Source organism: Rhodococcus sp. 4CII (assembly GCF_014256275.1).
GTDB lineage: Bacteria > Actinomycetota > Actinomycetes > Mycobacteriales > Mycobacteriaceae > Rhodococcus_F > Rhodococcus_F wratislaviensis_A.
Window position 1 is genome coordinate 2,984,116 of the sequence record NZ_JACCFE010000002.1, and the last position, 17,662, is coordinate 3,001,777.

Consider the following 17,662-nt stretch of genomic DNA (forward strand, 5'->3'; position numbering starts at 1 on the left):
TCGCGACGGCAACATGACGACCGCGGAAATTCCGTATCCCACGTGAACGAAGGGACCTGTGAGGGCGAAGTGGCCGTTGATTCCTCCGCGTTGATCAGCTGGTACGAGGCGCAGGCCCGGGACCTGCCGTGGCGCCGCGACGGCGTCACCGCCTGGCACATCCTGATGAGCGAGATCATGCTGCAGCAGACACCCGTCGTCCGGGTGGCCCCGATCTGGGAGGAATGGGTGCAACGCTGGCCCGTCCCGTCCCGCATGGCCGTGTCGAGCCAGGCCGACGTGCTCCGCGCCTGGGGCAAGCTCGGCTACCCGCGTCGCGCGCTGCGACTCCACGAATGCGCCGGCGTGCTGGCCGCGGAACACGGCGACGTGGTTCCGAGTGACGTCGACACCCTCCTCGGCCTACCCGGCATCGGCGCCTACACCGCGCGGGCCGTCGCCTGCTTCGCCTACGGACAGCGGGTCCCCGTCGTCGACACGAACGTCCGCCGCGTGGTCGCGCGAGCCGTGCACGGACGCGCCGAGCCAGGCAATCCGTCGACCACCCGCGACCTCGCCGACGTGTCGACGCTTCTCCCCCGCACCCGCGTGCGGGCCGCCACGTTCTCCGCCGCCCTGATGGAACTCGGCGCCACCGTGTGCACTGCCCGGACACCCGGCTGCGAACGCTGCCCGCTGCCGTCCTGCGCCTGGGTCGACGCCGGACGTCCCGCGCACACCGGCGAACGCCGCAAGGTCCAGAAGTTCGCAGGCACCGACCGTCAGGTCCGCGGCAAGCTGATGGCCGTGCTCCGCGAGAGTTCCACCCCCGTCGAGCGGGTCCGACTCGACCAGGTGTGGCTCGACGACCCCGGGCAGCGCGACCGCGCCCTGCACTCGCTGCTCGTCGACGGGCTCGTCGAGCAGACCGACGACGGCCTCTTCGCCCTCGCAGGCGAGGGCAGCTAGCGGGCTCACACCGGAACCGCTTCGATCACCGATGACCGGGGACCGTGCGTGATCGAATCAAGCATGAATCCGTGGTCGGTCAACAGTCGGCGCCATTCGGTGATCGTGCGCTCGCGACCGCCCAGGAGAACCAACATGTGGAGATCCAGCAGCGCCATGGGGTGGGTTGTCGCTGCTTCGGGCAAGACCTGCTCGACGATCATCAGTCGTCCGCGTGCCGGGATCGCTCGCCGACAACTGCCGAGGATCTTGCCTGCGGACGCGTCATCCCAGTCGTGCAGAATCTGAGACAGCACGTAAACGTCACCATGCCCCGGAACGTCGTCGAAGAAGCTTCCGCCCGCCACTGTCGTTCGTTCACCGATGCCGGCCGAACCAAACTTCGACGGCGCTTCCGCGACCACATGAGGCAGATCGAACAGAATTCCGCGTAGATGCGCGTGCCGACCGAGCAACCGGGTGATCAGTGCGCCCGTCCCGCCTCCGACGTCCACGACCGTCCCCACGTCAGACCAGTCGTGGTCGAGCAAGGGCAACAAACGCAGCTCGACCAGCCCTGCTTGGCCCTTTGCGAACTCATCGGCGGCCGAGGGATTCTCGGACAACCATTCGAAGTACGGCTTCCCGAAAGCCGCTGAAAACGATTCCTTCCCCGTTCGGATCGAATGGGCTGCGTGCCCCCACACGAGGTACGCCTCGTTCGACATCAAGCCGACCAAGTGCCGAAGCGAGCCCGGAGTGTCTGCCCGCAGGAGCTCACCGGCCTCCGTCAACGCAAATCGTCCTCCGCCGTCTTCCTCGAGCAATCCCTCCGCGACGAGTACCCGCAAGAATCGGCCAAGCGCGTCGGCGTCGGCTCCCACGCTCGCCGCGAGATCGTCGAGCACGCACGCGCCGTCCGCCAACCGGTCGGGCACACCCAGTCCACAGACGGCTGAAATTGATTGGGAAACGATGTATCCCATGATTTGTTTTCTGACTCGGTGGATGATGTCGCTCATGTTCACGCCACCTCGGACAGCCGCGGGAAGAGTGACTTCGTGGCAGTACTTTGCAAATACGAAGCGCCTGCCGTCCCGCCGGTGCCCGGTACCGATCCGATGACTTTCAGGGTGATGCCCCAGTGGCCTCGCTTCATCGCACCCCACGCACGGTCCAGGCGCCGCATCGATGCCTCGAGAACGCTTGCATCCGGATGCCTTTTCGGCATCGCGAGATAGACGTCCTGCAACGTAGCCTCCCCGACATCAATTTTCGCACTGTGCTCGAAGTCGCCAGGATCAATTGGAGCGCACGCGAACTCGACTTCACGAAACGCGCGCGACTGCACCGCGCTCCGCCCATGGGTGAAGCCGCGAATAATCGAGAAGGCGTCGACCGGCATCGTCGTCAGAACCCGAAAGAGCGCAGGCACCGCTTCGAGACGGATCGATGCCTGGTCGAGGCGCTCCTTTGCCGCTACGGCCAGACCGTGGTGCACGTCACTGATCGCCATCGAAATCGCCGTCGCAACCTGCCGATACAGACCTTCGAAGATCTGGATGCAGCGGATGAACATCTGCTCGTCGTGCAGGCGAGTCGTCGGCAACAACGTCAGCCGAACGGCAGTTCCGATCTCGTCGGGGACACCGTTGAGAGCCGGCGCGGCGACTGACGCAAAAGAACTGTAGTTCGTGCCCGGCTGAGCAAGCGCCTCGAGGCCGGCCGCAGCCACGGAAGGGTCGAGCGAGAAATCGGGTGCGAGCCTCGCGAGTTGTGTCACGACCCGCGTCGCTGCACGCGCCCTGACAGCCTGGGGTGAGTGTGGCGACCTCCCGAGGGCTCGCGCCTCCAGCAACGCGAGGTCCAGGGCCGCGGCAGCTACGAATGCGTCGACACGCTGCACGTCATCGGACCCGACGACCTGGTCGAAATAGTCGAGCCCGACGTATGAGAAATAGTCTCCGTCCTGCGCATCGAACGTCATCGGTAGCCAGGCACCGAGAACATGATTCGCACGGTTGTTGCCGTGGAAGTTTCGCAGCATGGCGACCAGGTGGGGCCGGACCCCGTGACGCCCGACTGTCCGGTAATGGTCCGCGACAGCCGCACGGGGAAACTCCGAGTACCCCGCCTCCCATTGTCTGAGCGCATTCTCGATATTGCGGCCGGCCAATTCTTCGGTCGTCGCGTCAGCAGCCTGAAGACACGTGCCCCCGACGCCGATCACGCCGGAACGAACGAATTTCTCCTCGGCTTCGAGCATCGTTTCGGAAATCAATGCGAAACTCGCCTTTCATCCTTACTGCGGTGTTCAGCAATCTTCGACGGCGCGCGGCGAATGCGGATAGACACCCTAGGGAGATTTCCCGGCACCCTTCTACTGGGGGTGACGATTTCAACCCTGGGGTGGCTGTCCATCCGGCACACACGTGCCCAGGATTGGGAACGACACAGAGCTCGAGCCAGGTCGATAGCAGCTATTTCGTTCGCACGTGCCTCACAGAAGGAAGAAATCTATGCACATAATCGCCAGAAACGCACTCGAGACGATCAACGAAGCGGTTGTCGGCGGGAACATACACGACCTGGGTGTCGTCAAGATATTCAGCCGGCACCCTCAGTTGGCGCAATTCATTCCCACTTCCAGCAATCTGGCGATCAGCTGGGTCCGGTTGGAGTGCGGTGAGGTGCTGGCGGTGCACAAGCACCCGGAGTCCAGCCTGATCCTGATCTGCGAAGGTTCCGGACGAACGATGGGCGATGCAGAGCAGGAGGTCGTTGCGGGAGACATGATCCTCGTACCCGGCGACTCCTGGCACGGCTTCGAAGGAACCCAGAACGGTTTCTGGGCGCTCTCGATCCAGTTCAACGGCAAGGCCCTCTACGAGGACGCCGAGAAGCCGAACGCGGTGTTTGCAAGCGAGGTACCGAATCGGGCGGCTGTGCTCCTGGCAGACAACGAGAATTACCTGCAGCAATTCGGAACCAGCCGCCTGTTGCAGCTGATCGACGACCCCTCGTTCGACAACCCATCAGTTCGGGAACGGCTGCTCGACTGCCAGCAAACCTGGTCGGACGTGTTTCAGGACCTGCTGCACCTGCGTGTCGCGATGACCACCGATGCGGCGCACAAGCAGGTAGCGCTCGACCATCTGGTCGAGGAACTGGGCCATAACGACAACCTGCGCAACCAACGGGGATCAGCTCACGCACCGGTCACCGATGCGACGTTCGTATCGACAATGGAGTGGTTCAGGCATCAAATGCTGTACCGGAGCGACATGGTGCGCACTCTTCTGATGCATGTGGTGCTGGAAGGTAGTGGCGAAATCTGGCACCGGGAAGCGGCGCGCGCGTTTCCGGCAATCCCGCACTTCCAAGAACACGGAGACGACGACGGCGAGCACGTGAGCATGGGTATGGATCTGCTCGATCGAGCAACGCCGGCCGAGATCCGAGAACTCCGCGAAGCACTCGCCGAGGGATGGAAGATGATCACGCAATTGTGCGACAGAATCGCGTCGATCGCCCTGGCCGACACGGCGGTCCCCACGTACTCCACATGCTGAGCGTCCTCAGGAAAATGGTCTGGTTCGAGGTTCCCAAACCTCGAACTCGGCTCGACCCATCGCCCAACGCCGCGCACCTCGCCAGGTGGCACCGGTGGTGTGATGCGGCGCAGCGGGACAGCGTGAACGCGCCCCGAGGCGAGCGACTCAGCAGATCCGTATTCGGCGGGCTCCGTCGTGACATCATGCTCGGGCTCGTGGCCATCGCGATCAATGCAGGATGCGCCTTCGGTGCTGCGATCACGCTGAAATCGCTGATCCAGCACCTCGTCGCCGGCGGTTCAGCGCTCACGACGAACCTCATGCTGGGCATCACCTGCATCGTGCTGACGTACTTGGCGTGGCTTGCGTTGAATCACACCTTCATGCAAGCCGACGTGGTAGGCATCGGAGCCCGGACGTACGTCGAACAAAGGCTGCTGCACAAGAAACGCAGCGTTTCCCCTTCCGACCAACCAGTCGACCTTGTCACAATGCTGGACCGGGAGGCATCACGCGTCGAAAATGCCTGGTCAGGACTGATTTTCATCATTCTGGCACTCGCAACCATCTCCTTTACCTCCGCGTACTTCTTCGTGGCGCTGGGGTTGAGTGCTCTGGCGGCTCTGTCGGTGATTCTCATCAGTTCCGGGGTGATCTACTGGAACGCCAAACAATTGAATGCCGCGCATGCCGCACTATCGGCGATGGCGGCAGATCGCATCGAAGTCGGCCTGTTTTCGATGAACAATCGCCTACTCGCGTGGCTCAAGAACTGGAACGACGAACTTTTTCGGCGCTATGCCGACAAGCGAGACGGTGAGGAGCGCGCGCTCCTGAAAGCGGCGCGTCTTGTCGCGCGGATCAACCTCATATCGACGCTCACTCCGGTCGTTGCCATGCTTGCCGCGGTATTTACCCAGCTGGCCCACGTCGGGTACGTCGATCCAGCGGGCCTGTTGTCCGCAATGGCGCTGGTCGGAGGTTTGAAATCCGTCGCTAACAATATTCCCTTCATTGTTCAGAGCCTTTCCCAGGGCATCGTCGGGCACACCAATGTCGCGAAGTATTTATCCAGTCCCCACCCGCTGAACACCGATTCGACGGCAACGCGCCTACCGGCAACAACGGCGAAGCACATCGCCGTGGTCGGCGGGGCAGGCAGTGGCAAGACTTCCGTTCTGAAAATCGGTGCACGCCGCAGCAGCCAAGTGAGCAGCAAAACGTTCTTCGTACCGGACGAACCGTGGATATTCCCTGGCGGGCTCTACGAGAATTTGTGTCTCTATCGAAGCGAATTCGCGGACGACGAGGCCCGCCGAGCCTTGAACCTGTCCCGACTTCCCGAAACCTTCTACGACGACTACCTCGCAAGCAAGTCACGCGACCGGACCGAGGGCTGGGACGTGTCCCGTGGGCAGGGGAAGCGGCTGGAACTGGCACGGGCAATATTGGCCGAACCGATGTTCGTGTACCTGGATCAGCCCACAGCAGGGCTGGACGACGACCTGGCGAGTGGGCTGTTGGCCTCGCTTCTGCGTGGCCCATGGCGCGACACCACGGTCGTTTATGCAACGGACAAGCGCGATGAAATAGACGCTGCAGACGAGATATGGGTGGTGGCCGGAGGCGAGGTAGTGGAGGTGATGCCAAACCTCACACCACATGCGGCGAATCCTGTTCACGACCGCAAGAAGCGGCTCGCTCGAGAGGATCGGTCGCGCCGTCCCCAGGCCATGGACCGACCGGAATTCGCGACCTCGTCACGCCGCAGTCTGATGAACCTGGGCGTCGCGAAGGTCGCGGTTGTCGCATGCGTCCTGTTTGCGTGCCGAGACGTTCTGACGATTGTCGGTGATTACATCGCTGCCAGCGGAATTTCGACGACGAATGCGCGGACAGCAGCGATAGCCCTCATCGCAGCACTGTCGGCTGGGGCACTGCTGTCGATGTTCACTTCTCTGCTCATAGTCAAGCGCAGCATCTTGGCGGCATCCGTGAAGTGTCGGAGATACTTCACGGCAGTCACGAGTTCAAAGCCGTCCAGGCCGGCCTTCGACGAGGCCAATCAGGACTATCAAGGCAAACTGACATGGGATCAACGACGTATCGACGAAGTTCTGCCAGAAGTACTTCTGAATACGCTGGGTGCGGCCACGCTGCTGTTCACGACCGCGGCATTCGTATTGAGCAAGAACATTTTCGTACTGTTGCCCCTTGCTGCGATGTGCTTCGCCTACTGGCACAGTTCGAAGCGATCCGGAAGGCGACTGCAGGACTTCAACGACAGAGAGATCGGTACGACGTCGACAGTGATGGAGCGGGTCGAGGCCATTACCTGGAGCTCAGCGAGATTCGACTTGGCACGCGACAACTCGGCCCTCGTAAATTGGCTGAACAAGAGTTTGATGAATCGCGCCTTCGCATCGATGGACAATGCGGGCGCGCGCCGCTGGTTCAATTACAAGCTCGATTTGATGGGGGTGCTCTTCCTGTCTGTCGTTGTCGGTTCGACCGTGTTTGTCCATGTCGGCGGCGGACCCGGCCTCACCAGTGTTCTCGCGCTCAGTCTCTCGTACAGCCTCATCGCTGTTTTCGCGCGCGCGGGCCGCTGCCTGGTAGATCTCAGGCAGGTTCTCGACAGCGCGGATCGTCTCCACATGCCTTTGATCGAACCGGTGCCGTGTTGGACCGGCTCAGCAGTCGAAGACGCACCGCTCGTGTCGTTGTCGGAGGTCGCATACGTCGCGCCGCGCACCGGGGCGGTGCTGCTGGAGGAGTTTTCGGAGTCGTTCGCCAGCCGAGACGTCGTGGTCGTCATGGGCCCGAGCGGGGTCGGGAAGTCGACATTTGCGAAGCTGGTCGTCGGCAGTCTGCAGCCGACAACAGGCGTCATCTCGACATTGGGCCGGACGACGGGATACGTTTCGAATTCCCACGCCGAGGACATCCTCCTACTGACGTCTACTCCGATCTTCAAGCCGGGACGACTGATCGAACACTTCAACAGCACGTTGCCGCTCGAATTAGCCTGCGCGGTCGACTATCTCGACGTGGCAGACGTCGTCAGGCGACTACACTCCGGATTCGACGAGCCCGTCCCCGCCACCGGCCAGTTGAATCTGAGCAAGACGGAACTGCAGCGGCTGGCGCTCCTCGACCTTGTGATCAATCGCCCGGCGATCGCAATTCTCGACGAAGCGACTTCCGAGTTGAGCGCAGAAGCAGAGCTCTCGCTATTGCGGACCTTGATCTCCGCCCTGCCGGACACGCTTTTCTTCATCATCACGCACAATCCCGAGCTGACCACACTTGCCAATCGAGTCTTCCACTTCAACGGTGAGCGGCGTCTCGTCGAGAATTCTGGCCAGTCGCACACGACACCCGATCGGAACTGGAATGGAAAGGAGGAAGACCATGGAATGGCTGCCCCAACGCGATGCGTTCTGTAACAGTCACAACGTTCCACGGCCACAACTTCCGCTGAGGAACATCGCGCACTGGAACGCGGTGCTCCAGCGAGGTACGAGCAGCGATGACGCCCTGCATCACGAGCGAGCGTACGTCGCACCCGGATACTTCTACATGCCCGTGTGCGACGAGCCCGACGATCGGACACTGGCGGAACTGTCGAGTCTGGCATCAACCGCCGACTGGTTGCTGGTCCCTTCCGTTCGCAGATACGATCACGGTCGGCGCGCCGGCGTCGTTACCGTTCCATTCATGCAGGCGGCATTCTTCCGATCTTCGCGAAGCGTGGACGCCGCTTTGCGAACAGCGGTAGGAGCCAGTCAATACAAATCGATCGTCAGGCTCACGAGGAAGGCTGAGGCGGCGTGCACAACCGAGATACACCGTCTCTCGGAAGTGGCGGAACACGATCGAGTTCTGAGCGATTTCGCCGGCCTTCAGGCATTGAATGTGGCCAAATATGGACACTCCCGGAACCTCTACACGAGCGATGTGCTGCGGATGCTGGCACGCTCGTCCGAAGGTGAGAAATACTTCGTGAAGTTGGACTACGACAAGTCTTCGAATACCCCATTGGCCGGATCATTGAGCTACGCCGACGATCACCGTGGCGTGTTCACCAAGCTCGTTCGGGGACTGGACCATGACCGAATTCCGCGTGGGTTGAATCTGTATATCGCCGACTACTATCAGATGTATCATTTCGCGGATCGGCTGGGCTTCACGGACATCTGCCTCGGGCGAGGCGCCATCGACGCCAAGGTCCGGGTGGGCGCAATTCACATTGTCGACCTGGACAATTGGCTGATTCCGGTCAACACAAGGCGTAGACAGGCAATGCAGGAATACGCGCGATCGCGACATGGAGACTAGATGATCAGCGAAACAGCTTGGGCAGATGGAAGATTCGTCCGATTCGACGAGGTGCGCCTGTCGCCTGCCGCCCATGGGTTGTCGTATGCCACATCGGTATTCGACGGCATACGGACGTACGGCGGAAGCATCTTCAGATGTGACGACCATATAGCCAGGTTGCGGCGGTCCGCCGAGTTGTTCGGGCACACCCTGCAATATACGAATGCGGACTTGGCCGATGCCTGCCGCCAATTGGTGCGGGCCAACGATCTCGCCGATGCGTACATAAAGTGCTTGGTTTTCTACGACGACACCGATGTGAGCTTCAAGGCGCAGGGCTCCTCCAGCAAGGTGGTCCTGTTTGCCCTGCCCTTTCCGTCGAATTCGACCGCGGAGCGGTATCGACTCTCGACGGCAACGTGGCGGCGTGCACCCGCCTCGTGTCACCCGTATCAGGCGAAAACGTCGTCCACCTACGCGTTGAGCTACTTGAGCCACCACCAACGGGCTGCCGGCTACGATGATGTGCTCTTTCTCTCGACAGCCGACATTGTTTGCGAGTCGAGCGGTTCGAACGTGTTCTTCGCCAAGGGAGACGCATTGTTCACGCCCACTGCCGAATTGGCGCTCGACGGAATCACCCGACGGGTGATCATCGATGAGCTGTGTCCGCGACTGAATCTCTCGGTAACGGAACGCGACATCGCATACGGCGAGATCGGATCGTTCGACGCCGCATTTCTGTGTGGCACTGCGATCGAAATCATGGGGCTTGCCTGCATCGACGAGATTCGGTACGCGAAGTCCGCATTGGTCGATGCGATTGCAACCGAGTATCGGCACTTGACCCGCGGCAGGTCCGCGATTCGATAACGACCACGAGAGGTGGGCGATCTATCCCCCCAGGGTTACTTGCCCCACGCCCGTCGGCTCGGGATAGTAGAGCGAAAGTCCATTACGTCGATCGGTATTCCATCCAGCGGAGCATCTGAATGAAACTGTTGATCCTCCATCGCGTTCCCTATTCCTTCATCGAATACCATCGTGTAATCGATCATGGAACTCACGATGTCGTCTACGTGGGCACCAGCGCGCAACTCGCAACCGTGCCGCCCGACCTTCCCTGCAGAAAAGTTGAACGGCCGGGTCGAGCAGGTCTGGCCGAGGAGGTTTGCACCCTGTTCTCCTCCGACGATTCGTTCGACAGAGTCATCAGCGTCTCCCAATACGAGATGATGGAAGCAGCGCAGATAAGGCGGAGCCTCGGAGTAGAAGGGGTATCACCGGAGCAGGTCCACATCGTGAACGACAAGGTAGCGATGAAAGCCGCGGTCGCGGGATGCGGGCTTCGCGTGCCCAGATTTGTTCGCTGCGATGAGGCGCTCACCGCTTCGTCCGCCGATGTCGCTCCTTGGGTTGGGAAGACGGTGCTCAAACCACTCGACGGAACCGCCAGCAAGGATGTTTTCGTTTTCGCCACCTACGCTGACGCGGGCACTGCGATTCTCAACAGCCCGCCAGGTCTGGAGGGCTGGGTTCCGGAGCGCTTCCAGCTCGAAGAGTATGTGGAGGGGCCGATCTTCCACTTCGATGGCGTGATGCTTGCCGGTGCGCCGGTGGCGATCGTCGCCAGCAGATATTTGGGCACGTGCCTCGAATTCGCCCAGGGAGTTCCGCAGGGATCGATTCAAGTCGACGACGACGGTGGGCGCTGCAAGGTAGCGGTCGAGTACCTTCGGGCCGTGGGTATCGACAATGGCCCGTTTCATCTCGAAATGATCGAGGCCGCAGATGGAATGGTGTTTCTGGAGGTCGGCGCCCGCGCCGGCGGCGGACATATCAAGGAAACGTTCCGGCTTGCCACGGGCATCGACTTGGTCGCAGCCGGTTTGGCCTGCAACCTCGATTGGTCACCTCTCGAAATCAATCCACTGAGCCGGTGGTTCGAAAGGACGGCGAGTAGCAAGGTCTACGGGGACTTCATGTTCCCGGGTCACCTGCTTCGGTCGCGGCACTGCTCGATATCGGGCGGGGAAAGATTTCACACCCACCCGGATGTTGTTCGATGGAAGGAGCTGGATGCAGGCGCTTCTCTTCCGGATACCGTGAGCTATTTCGATTTTGAATTACCCGTCAGCGGCATCGTCGCTGGTCGGTCGAGCTCCGAAGTGACATCGCTCATTCGCGAAATTTTAACGACCGTGCGTGTAATGCCGATCGAGCAGTCCACGCAATGCCCCACACCCTGATGACCGGGCAGTACGTGGATCTGCCCTGTCAGTGCGAGAGCGGGTTCGTCGCCACCCGAATCTGAGCCTGCGCGTCGGCCAGCCGGCGCTCCGCGTCCACGAGATCGGTGCCGACCGCGACAATGACGCCCTGTCGATCCGCAGAGGACCGGAGCGGACCGAGGTGTTGCCCCGGTTCGAGAGAACACTGCAATCGGATTATCCCCTCGGTCCGACGCGCGGCCTCGATGCCCTGCACGCCTTCGATTACCACATTCTCGTAGGCGAAGAATGCGACGCAGCCCGCACCGCGCCCGGGTGTTCGCGTCTGCGGCGGCAGCCCGGCGAGATGACAGATCGACTCCCGGACCAGGTCGCGTCCCATCGCACGGAGCACCAGCTCCCAAATGAAATCGCCGCCCGGGCGGGTATTGCCCTCGATGATCCGGGGCCCGGCCGGGCCGAAACGCACTTCGGTATGGGCCGGCCCGAAGGAATGACCGATCGAGCTGAGGAAATCGGTGACGAGACCGCGGATCTCGGCAAGGGCCGATGCTGCGAGCACGGCCGGCATCAGATGACCGGTTTCGATATACCGTGGCGGGCCGGTCGTGGTCTTATGGGTAACTGCGATGATGTCGTGCCGGCCATCCGTGCTGAAGGATTCGACGCTGTATTCGGGGCCGTCGATGAACTCTTCGACGAGGGTCGGCCCGGGGTACTCGCCGCGAGAGCGGGCGAATGCGGATTCGACCTGGTCGAGGCTCGAGACGCGAAAAACGCCGGAGCTGCCGGAGCCAGCGGCCGGCTTGACGACGATCGGGCCGCCCACTGCGCGAAGAAAGCTCCGTACCTCGGAGGCCGAATGGCAGCTTCGGGTCAGCACAGCTCCGAAATCACGGCCGGCCAGGTGCTCACGCATGGCGATTTTGTCGCGGGTCAACCGGACGGCTTCCAGCGTGTTGCCCTTGATGCCTAGAGCCTCTTTGATCACGGCGGCCGGCATGAGGCCGTGCTCGGTGAATGACACGACGGCATCGACGGGTTCGACTTCGTGCAGCGCCCGCGCCATGCGGAGCGCCTCGGTCTGGTTGCGGTAGTCGAATACGCACAGCCGGTGGGCGCGCCTCTCCTGCCGCACTGTGACCGATTCGGAATTCTGAAAAACAGATAGCTCGACCGGTAGATCCTCGATCATTCGGAAGGTCTCGTCATGGCCGCCGACGATCAATATGTGAGCCATGCCGACCCAGCTCCTCGACGTCCGCTGGAGCGATGCAGGAGCTCGTGCGCCGGTCTCACTTCCCGCCCTCGATTACGCTGAAGCCGCAGGGCAGGAGCGTACTGCCGGTGAGCTCGAGGCCGGCGCGCTCGTACAGGCGCGCGTAGTCCTGAATCGTTCGCTCGCGGCCGCCCGTCATGACCAGCATGGCGACGTCTACCACGTTTCCCCAGACGTATCCGCCATCCTCGCTGATCACCCGCTCCAGGACCAGAATCCGGCCGCCGGGCTCGAGCGCGTTCGCGCAATTGGCGAGGATGCGTACCGAGTCGTCGTCGTTCATCGTATGCAAAACGCTCTTGAGCAGGTGAACGTCACCCCCGCCAGGCACTTCTGCCAGGCCGTCGCCGGGCACGATGTCACAGCGCTCGTCGACGTCATATTCCCGCAACGTGTGGCCGGCCCGGGCCAGCGAGAACTCCAGGTCGTAGATCGTGCCTCGCAGATGACCGTATTTGCGCAACAGCTGGGCGGTCACGATGCCGTAGCCACCGCCGACATCGATGACGTGCCGATTGTCCGTGAAATCAATCGCTTCCGCGGTCTCGAGACCGGCGCGGATCGAGATCTCGTGCCAGCCGAGATGGAAGCGCTGGGCGGAATCGGGGTGATCGGCCAGGTACTCGAAGAGGGGTTGCCGAAGAACTGACCGAATCCCGTCTGTCCCGTCCGAGCGGAGTGGAGCAGCTCGCTCCAGGCCAGGTACGTTTCTGCGCCGGCAAAGAGCTCCACCTCGCTTGCGATCGATTCCGGGTCATCCCTGCGCAAATACTCGGCTCGCGGCGTGAGTGCGTACTTGTCCTGCTCGTCCACGGCGAAGATCCCGGCGCTCATCAGCAGACGGAGGATCCGCTTCAGCGCATCGGGATCAGTTCCGCTCAGTTGGGCGAGATCGAGAAGCGATAGCGGGCCCTCCGCCAGCAGATCGGCGAGCTCCAGCTCGACGGCCACGAATAGGCAGCAGGATATGTTGTAGCCGTGAACCATCTCTTTGACACAGAGACGTTCGGGCTTATCTCGGAAGTCGAAATACATTGCGCGCCTTCGATTAGCGGTTGAGGTCCCGGACTCCCGGGCTTCCAACCAGCGTGAGGCTTCACCGCGTCGCGCGATAGACACCCCGGGGCTGGCAACCATTCACCCCGCAGAGACATCGCGGCAGCTGGCTACGGAATTACGGCTCTCCGCGGAGCCCCTCGAGGAATTCCTCGACCACCTTCCGGTACTGCTCCGGCTGGTCGTCGTGGACGAGGTGCCCGGCCTGCTCGATCCGGACGTACCGGGCGCCGGGATGCTGCTCGGCCATGGCCAGCATCTGGCCGTCGGGGGTGATGGTGAACTCGCCCTCGATCAGGAGCGCCGGAACCGTGACCGCCCCCCATTGGTCCCAGAAGTGCCTGCCGCCCCACTCCTCGGAGATGTCGCGGAACGTGTCGACGTCCCCGTGCAGGTACCACCCGTCGGCGCGCTTCTCGAACGAGTCCAGGAAATACTGTCCGGCAACCGGACCGAAGAACTCGAACAGGTCCTCCCGTGTCGCGAACGGCTGCGGCCAGTTCGAGATCATCGCCGCCCAGTTCTCTGCAGTGCGGCCACGGAAGTCGGGCGCCATGTCCTCGAGTACCAGCGCCGCGACCTTCTCCGGGTATTCGGCCGCCAGGAACCAGGCGTGGAGAGCGCCCATCGAGTGGCCGATCACCACCCATGGCTCGGTGACGGGGGCGAGGGCGGCGGCGAGGTCGTCGACGAAAGCTTCGGTGGTCAGTTCCGGAGGTGTGGGACGTCCGTGACCGGCGGCATCGAACGTGAAGACGTGGCCGTGCTCGCGGAGCCACGGCACCTGCCGACCCCACGTCCGGGCGCTGCCCATCAGTCCGTGCAGCAGCAGAATCGGCTGTCCCGTTCCACCCTCGTCGTGCAACGCACTCTCACTCGCCACCACTCCGACGCTAGCGGAGTAACCTCGCCCGCATGGCAGTGGTGAAGATCAACGCAATCGACATCCCCGAGGGCGCGGGCCCCGAACTCGAGAAGCGCTTCGCGGGGCGCGCGCACGCCGTGGAGAACTCTCCCGGCTTCCTCGGCTTCCAGCTCCTCCGTCCGGTGAAGGGCGAGAACCGCTACTTCGTCGTCACGCAGTGGGAGAGCGAAGAGGCTTTCGCGGCGTGGCGCGACGGTCCCGCCAGGGAGGCGCACGCCGGTGAGCGGCAGAAGCCGGTGGCGTCCGGGGCGTCGCTGCTGGAGTTCGAGGTCGTTCTCGACGTCACGGCGGCGAACAAGAGCTGAGCGGTGAGGCGGGCCGGAAAGATTGACACGACGGCCCGCCGGGTGCAAAAGTTCGCAGGACAATGCGATGGTTCGGCAGGAATCCGGTGTAATCCCGGAGCGGTCGCGCCACTGTAAATCGGAGTAGTCCCTCACGGGAACCACCTCGACAGCCAGATACTGCGGCCATCGCCTGGACCTAGGGGACGCGAAATCCCAGGAGGAACTATGGCACTCGCCTACGCACCCGGCTCGTCGGTCGACACGACCCGTCTCGCCGTCATCTCTTTCGCGATCGTTCTGTTCGCGATGCTCGCTCTCTACCTCGTGGGATTCGACCAGGGCGCGATTTCGCGCAGTGGCATGTACATGCACGAACTGATGCATGACGGACGCCACCTCCTGGGTCTGCCATGCCACTGACCGATTCCTTCACGAAACTCCTCGTCCGCGGTCTGCTCGCCGGCCTCATCGCAGGCATCCTGGCCGGTGGCGTCGCGTTCGTCCTCGGTGAGTCGCACATCGACGCGGCCATCGCGATCGAGGAGTCGCACAGCGCAGCGGAAGCTCCGGAGCACACGCACGACGCCACTGCGGCGGACGAGCCGGCCGGGCACTCCCACGACGAGGAAGATGCGCTGGTCAGTCGGAACGGACAGCGCTTCGGGCTGTTTCTCGCCACCTCCCTCGCGGGGCTCGCGCTCGGCGCGATCTTCGCCGTCGTCGCCCACTACGCGCGACGGGTGACCACGCTGTCGGGGCCGGTACTCGGTCTGACGCTGGCCACGTTGGGCTGGCTGGCCATCGAGGCGGTGCCGTTCTTCAAGTACCCCGCCAACCCGCCGGCGGTCGGGGACCCGGACACGATCAACCAGCGCACCTGGCTGTGGCTCGCCGCCGTCGTGCTGGGACTGCTCGCGGTGGTGGCTTCGGTGTTCGCGTCGAAGGCAGTCGCGGCGCAGGAGTTCCTGTCGGTGCGGATCGCGGCACCGGTGCTCGCCTTTCTCGTGGTGGTCACCATCGGATACCTCGTGCTGCCCACCGTCAACGAAGTGGGCGACGACTTCCCCGCAGTGCTGCTGTGGCAGTTCCGTCTGTCGTCGCTCGCGACCCAGGCGACGCTGTGGCTGGTGCTCGGATTGGGCTTCGCGTTCCTCACGGAGCGGGCCAGCCGGGCGAAGGCGCCCGTTGCGGCCAACGCCGTCTGAGTTCGGCGTCAGCGGGAGTTGTCCCATCGGGCCGGGTCCGCCTCCAGGGCGGCCCGGTCCCAGCCACCCCGGTCGGCGGCCGCGTCGTACGTGCCGTGCAGAAACTGCAGCAGGACGGCATCGGGATCGTCTGCGGTGCGGACGGTCTCGTACGGCAGCAGGAACTGCCGGAACTCCGCGCTGTAGAAGGCGCCGTCGGGCCCGACCGGGTAGTCGGCGAAACCATCCGGTTCCGGGTAGGCGTACGCATAGAACGCTCCCTCCGCGCCGCCGCCCGGCCAGAACCCACAGCTACTCAGCTCGTGTGAGTAGCCCTCCACCATCACCCAGTCTCCGCAATTGGGTGCTCCCCCGGGGTGAGTCGGCGCGGTCCGTCCCGAGAACCGGGTGCAGGCCAGGTCCAGCGCACCCCAGAAGAAGTGCACCGGGCTGACCTTTCCGATGAAATGGGACCGGAACTCGTGCAGAACACGGTCGGCCTGCACCAGCTGCCGCCAGAACTGGCGCACCGACTCCCCGTCGTACGAACAGTGCTGGGTGTCCTGCGCGAACGGCACCGCGGGCTCCACCTCGTTGGGCCGGGCCAGGATCGTCGTCGGCACGTCCAATTCGGCCAGCGTGTCCATCGTCTCCGCGTAGAAGTCGGCCACCGACTTCGGTTCGAGTGCGACCGTCCCCCTCGCGCCCTCACTCGTGCGGATCACCAGTTGCTGGTCGAAGAAGTCGAATTCGATGTCGAAACAGCCGGTGCCGTACGGAACGGTCGACGTGGTCAGGCCACGGGGACTCACGTACAGCGGCACCTGCCACCAGTGATTGATCAACGGCGCGTGCACCAGCCGGATCTTCCCGACGATCTGCGTCCACATGTGCAGGGTCTCCCTCGTGGACGTCCAGTCGTCCACCTTCAATGCGGGCCATGCATCTCGGATTCCTGTCTGCTCGTGCACGGTGCCTCCCTGCTGACGACGTGCCTGTCAATCTGCCCGCCGTTCCGGGTGTTGGCAAGAGGCCGGGTCACGCATCTCGTCGCGGTAGTCGCCGCGCTGCATGTTTCGGCCCCACGCGAATCGCTACGTCGCGCGCACCTGATCGTCCGCGCTCGCCTGCGCCAGAAGCTGCAGGAACACGTCCTTCGGCTGTGCACCGGACACCGCGACGCGGCGGTTGGCGACGAAGAACGGCACCGCCGACACCTGCAACGCACGCGCCGTGTCGAGATCGGCACGGACGGCGTCCGCCGCCGCATCGGACGCGAGCGCGGCGCGCACGGTGTCGGCGTCGAGCCCGGCGCGCGACGCGATGCCAACGAGGGTCTCGCGGTCGTCGATCACGGCACCTTCGGCGAAATGGGCGCGGAACAGCGCTTCCACCACGGCATCTCGCCGGTCGTCCGCGAGATGGATCAGCCGGTGCGCGTCGAACGTGTTGGCCGCGATCGTCGAGTCGAAGTCGAGACGCAGGCCCTCGTCGGCCGCCGTCTGCGCAACGTGGCCGAACATCTGCCGGACCTGTTCCGGCGCCATTCCCTTGCTCTCCACGAGGGCGTCGAGTTCACTTCGCCGCTGCCCTGCCGGGGTGTCCGGCGACAATTGGTACGACCGCCACACCACGGTCACGCGGTCGCGCTCCTCGAACTCGGCGAGGGCCGACAGGAAGCGATGCTTGCCGATGTAGCACCAGGGACAGGCCACGTCGGACCAGATTTCGATCTCGATGTCGCCGCCGGCGTTCTGCTGTGTAGTCACAGTTCTGAAGAACAGATCGGTGCCGCATTCTGTTCCGGCGCGTTCCGCGCAGAGATTGTCTTGGTTTCCCATGGTGCATTTACGCCCGCCGAATTCGACCGAACGGTACGGTGAGGGTGTCGACACG

Annotated in this window: 16 protein-coding genes, 1 pseudogene and 1 riboswitch; of the genes and pseudogenes, 9 read left to right on the forward strand and 8 right to left on the reverse strand. The window is 63.1% G+C overall.

The window, feature by feature from the left end:
- Positions 1-69 precede the first annotated feature (69 nt).
- Positions 70-948, forward strand: coding sequence for an A/G-specific adenine glycosylase (locus tag H0B43_RS14515; RefSeq protein ID WP_185727274.1), 879 nt, complete (start codon positions 70-72; stop codon positions 946-948).
- A gap of 5 nt (positions 949-953) precedes the next feature.
- Here the strand turns inward: H0B43_RS14515 and H0B43_RS14520 are convergent, their stop codons facing one another.
- Complete coding sequence (locus H0B43_RS14520) at positions 954-1,949, reverse strand: methyltransferase (RefSeq protein WP_185727273.1); 996 nt, start codon at positions 1,947-1,949, stop codon at positions 954-956.
- A gap of 2 nt (positions 1,950-1,951) precedes the next feature.
- Complete coding sequence (locus H0B43_RS14525) at positions 1,952-3,208, reverse strand: hypothetical protein (protein ID WP_185727272.1); 1,257 nt, start codon at positions 3,206-3,208, stop codon at positions 1,952-1,954.
- 238 nt (positions 3,209-3,446) lie between these two features.
- On the opposite strand from H0B43_RS14525, the gene H0B43_RS14530 reads away from it, so the two are divergent.
- The 5 genes from H0B43_RS14530 to H0B43_RS14550 all read left to right on the forward strand — a co-directional run bounded on the left by H0B43_RS14530 (position 3,447) and on the right by H0B43_RS14550 (position 11,053).
- A complete protein-coding gene (locus H0B43_RS14530) occupies positions 3,447-4,499 on the forward strand; it encodes a cupin domain-containing protein (protein ID WP_185727271.1) in 1,053 nt (350 codons plus the stop codon).
- Positions 4,493-7,930 (forward strand): ATP-binding cassette domain-containing protein, encoded by a 3,438-nt coding sequence (locus H0B43_RS14535; RefSeq protein WP_185727270.1) that lies wholly within the window; start codon positions 4,493-4,495, stop codon positions 7,928-7,930. The genes H0B43_RS14530 and H0B43_RS14535 overlap by 7 nt, the downstream gene beginning before the upstream one ends.
- A complete protein-coding gene (locus H0B43_RS14540) occupies positions 7,896-8,822 on the forward strand; it encodes a hypothetical protein (protein ID WP_185727269.1) in 927 nt (308 codons plus the stop codon). Before H0B43_RS14535 ends, H0B43_RS14540 begins: the two co-directional genes overlap by 35 nt.
- Positions 8,823-9,677, forward strand: a complete 855-nt coding sequence (locus H0B43_RS14545; RefSeq protein WP_185727268.1) for an aminotransferase class IV — start codon at positions 8,823-8,825, stop codon at positions 9,675-9,677.
- Positions 9,678-9,796: 119 nt separating this feature from the next.
- Complete coding sequence (locus H0B43_RS14550; protein WP_185727267.1) at positions 9,797-11,053, forward strand: acetyl-CoA carboxylase biotin carboxylase subunit family protein; 1,257 nt, start codon at positions 9,797-9,799, stop codon at positions 11,051-11,053.
- A 28-nt stretch (positions 11,054-11,081) separates the two neighbouring features.
- On the opposite strand, the gene H0B43_RS14555 is transcribed toward H0B43_RS14550, so the two are convergent.
- The 4 genes and pseudogenes from H0B43_RS14555 to H0B43_RS14565 form a co-directional block, all read right to left on the reverse strand.
- The gene (locus tag H0B43_RS14555; protein ID WP_185727266.1) at positions 11,082-12,275 is read right to left on the reverse strand and encodes an ATP-grasp domain-containing protein; all 1,194 of its coding nucleotides are present in this window, start codon (positions 12,273-12,275) and stop codon (positions 11,082-11,084) included.
- Positions 12,276-12,330: 55 nt separating this feature from the next.
- Complete coding sequence (locus H0B43_RS41540; RefSeq protein ID WP_312037641.1) at positions 12,331-13,062, reverse strand: methyltransferase; 732 nt, start codon at positions 13,060-13,062, stop codon at positions 12,331-12,333.
- 68 nt (positions 13,063-13,130) lie between these two features.
- Positions 13,131-13,451 (reverse strand): annotated as a pseudogene (locus H0B43_RS42840) (methyltransferase dimerization domain-containing protein); the annotation flags it as partial.
- A 37-nt stretch (positions 13,452-13,488) separates the two neighbouring features.
- Positions 13,489-14,253: an alpha/beta fold hydrolase gene (locus tag H0B43_RS14565; RefSeq protein ID WP_185727265.1), complete on the reverse strand. Its 765-nt coding sequence runs from the start codon at positions 14,251-14,253 to the stop codon at positions 13,489-13,491.
- Between the two features lie 32 nt (positions 14,254-14,285).
- Here H0B43_RS14565 and H0B43_RS14570 point away from each other — a divergent pair, with 32 nt between their 5' ends.
- The 3 genes from H0B43_RS14570 to H0B43_RS14580 all read left to right on the forward strand — a co-directional run bounded on the left by H0B43_RS14570 (position 14,286) and on the right by H0B43_RS14580 (position 15,787).
- Complete coding sequence (locus tag H0B43_RS14570; protein WP_185727264.1) at positions 14,286-14,600, forward strand: antibiotic biosynthesis monooxygenase; 315 nt, start codon at positions 14,286-14,288, stop codon at positions 14,598-14,600.
- 51 nt (positions 14,601-14,651) lie between these two features.
- Positions 14,652-14,785: riboswitch (cobalamin riboswitch) on the forward strand.
- A gap of 22 nt (positions 14,786-14,807) precedes the next feature.
- Positions 14,808-15,002, forward strand: a complete 195-nt coding sequence (locus H0B43_RS14575; protein ID WP_005244930.1) for a CbtB domain-containing protein — start codon at positions 14,808-14,810, stop codon at positions 15,000-15,002.
- Entirely contained in the window at positions 14,993-15,787 is a 795-nt protein-coding gene (locus H0B43_RS14580) for a CbtA family protein (RefSeq protein ID WP_185727263.1), read from the forward strand. The genes H0B43_RS14575 and H0B43_RS14580 overlap by 10 nt, the downstream gene beginning before the upstream one ends.
- An 8-nt stretch (positions 15,788-15,795) precedes the next feature.
- Here the strand turns inward: H0B43_RS14580 and H0B43_RS14585 are convergent, their stop codons facing one another.
- Together H0B43_RS14585 and H0B43_RS14590 are read right to left on the reverse strand one after the other, a co-directional pair.
- On the reverse strand, positions 15,796-16,737 hold the full coding sequence (locus H0B43_RS14585) for a DUF5996 family protein (protein ID WP_185727262.1): 942 nt from the start codon (positions 16,735-16,737) through the stop codon (positions 15,796-15,798).
- 123 nt (positions 16,738-16,860) lie between these two features.
- Positions 16,861-17,535 (reverse strand): DsbA family oxidoreductase, encoded by a 675-nt coding sequence (locus tag H0B43_RS14590; RefSeq protein WP_185727261.1) that lies wholly within the window; start codon positions 17,533-17,535, stop codon positions 16,861-16,863.
- Positions 17,536-17,662 lie beyond the last annotated feature (127 nt).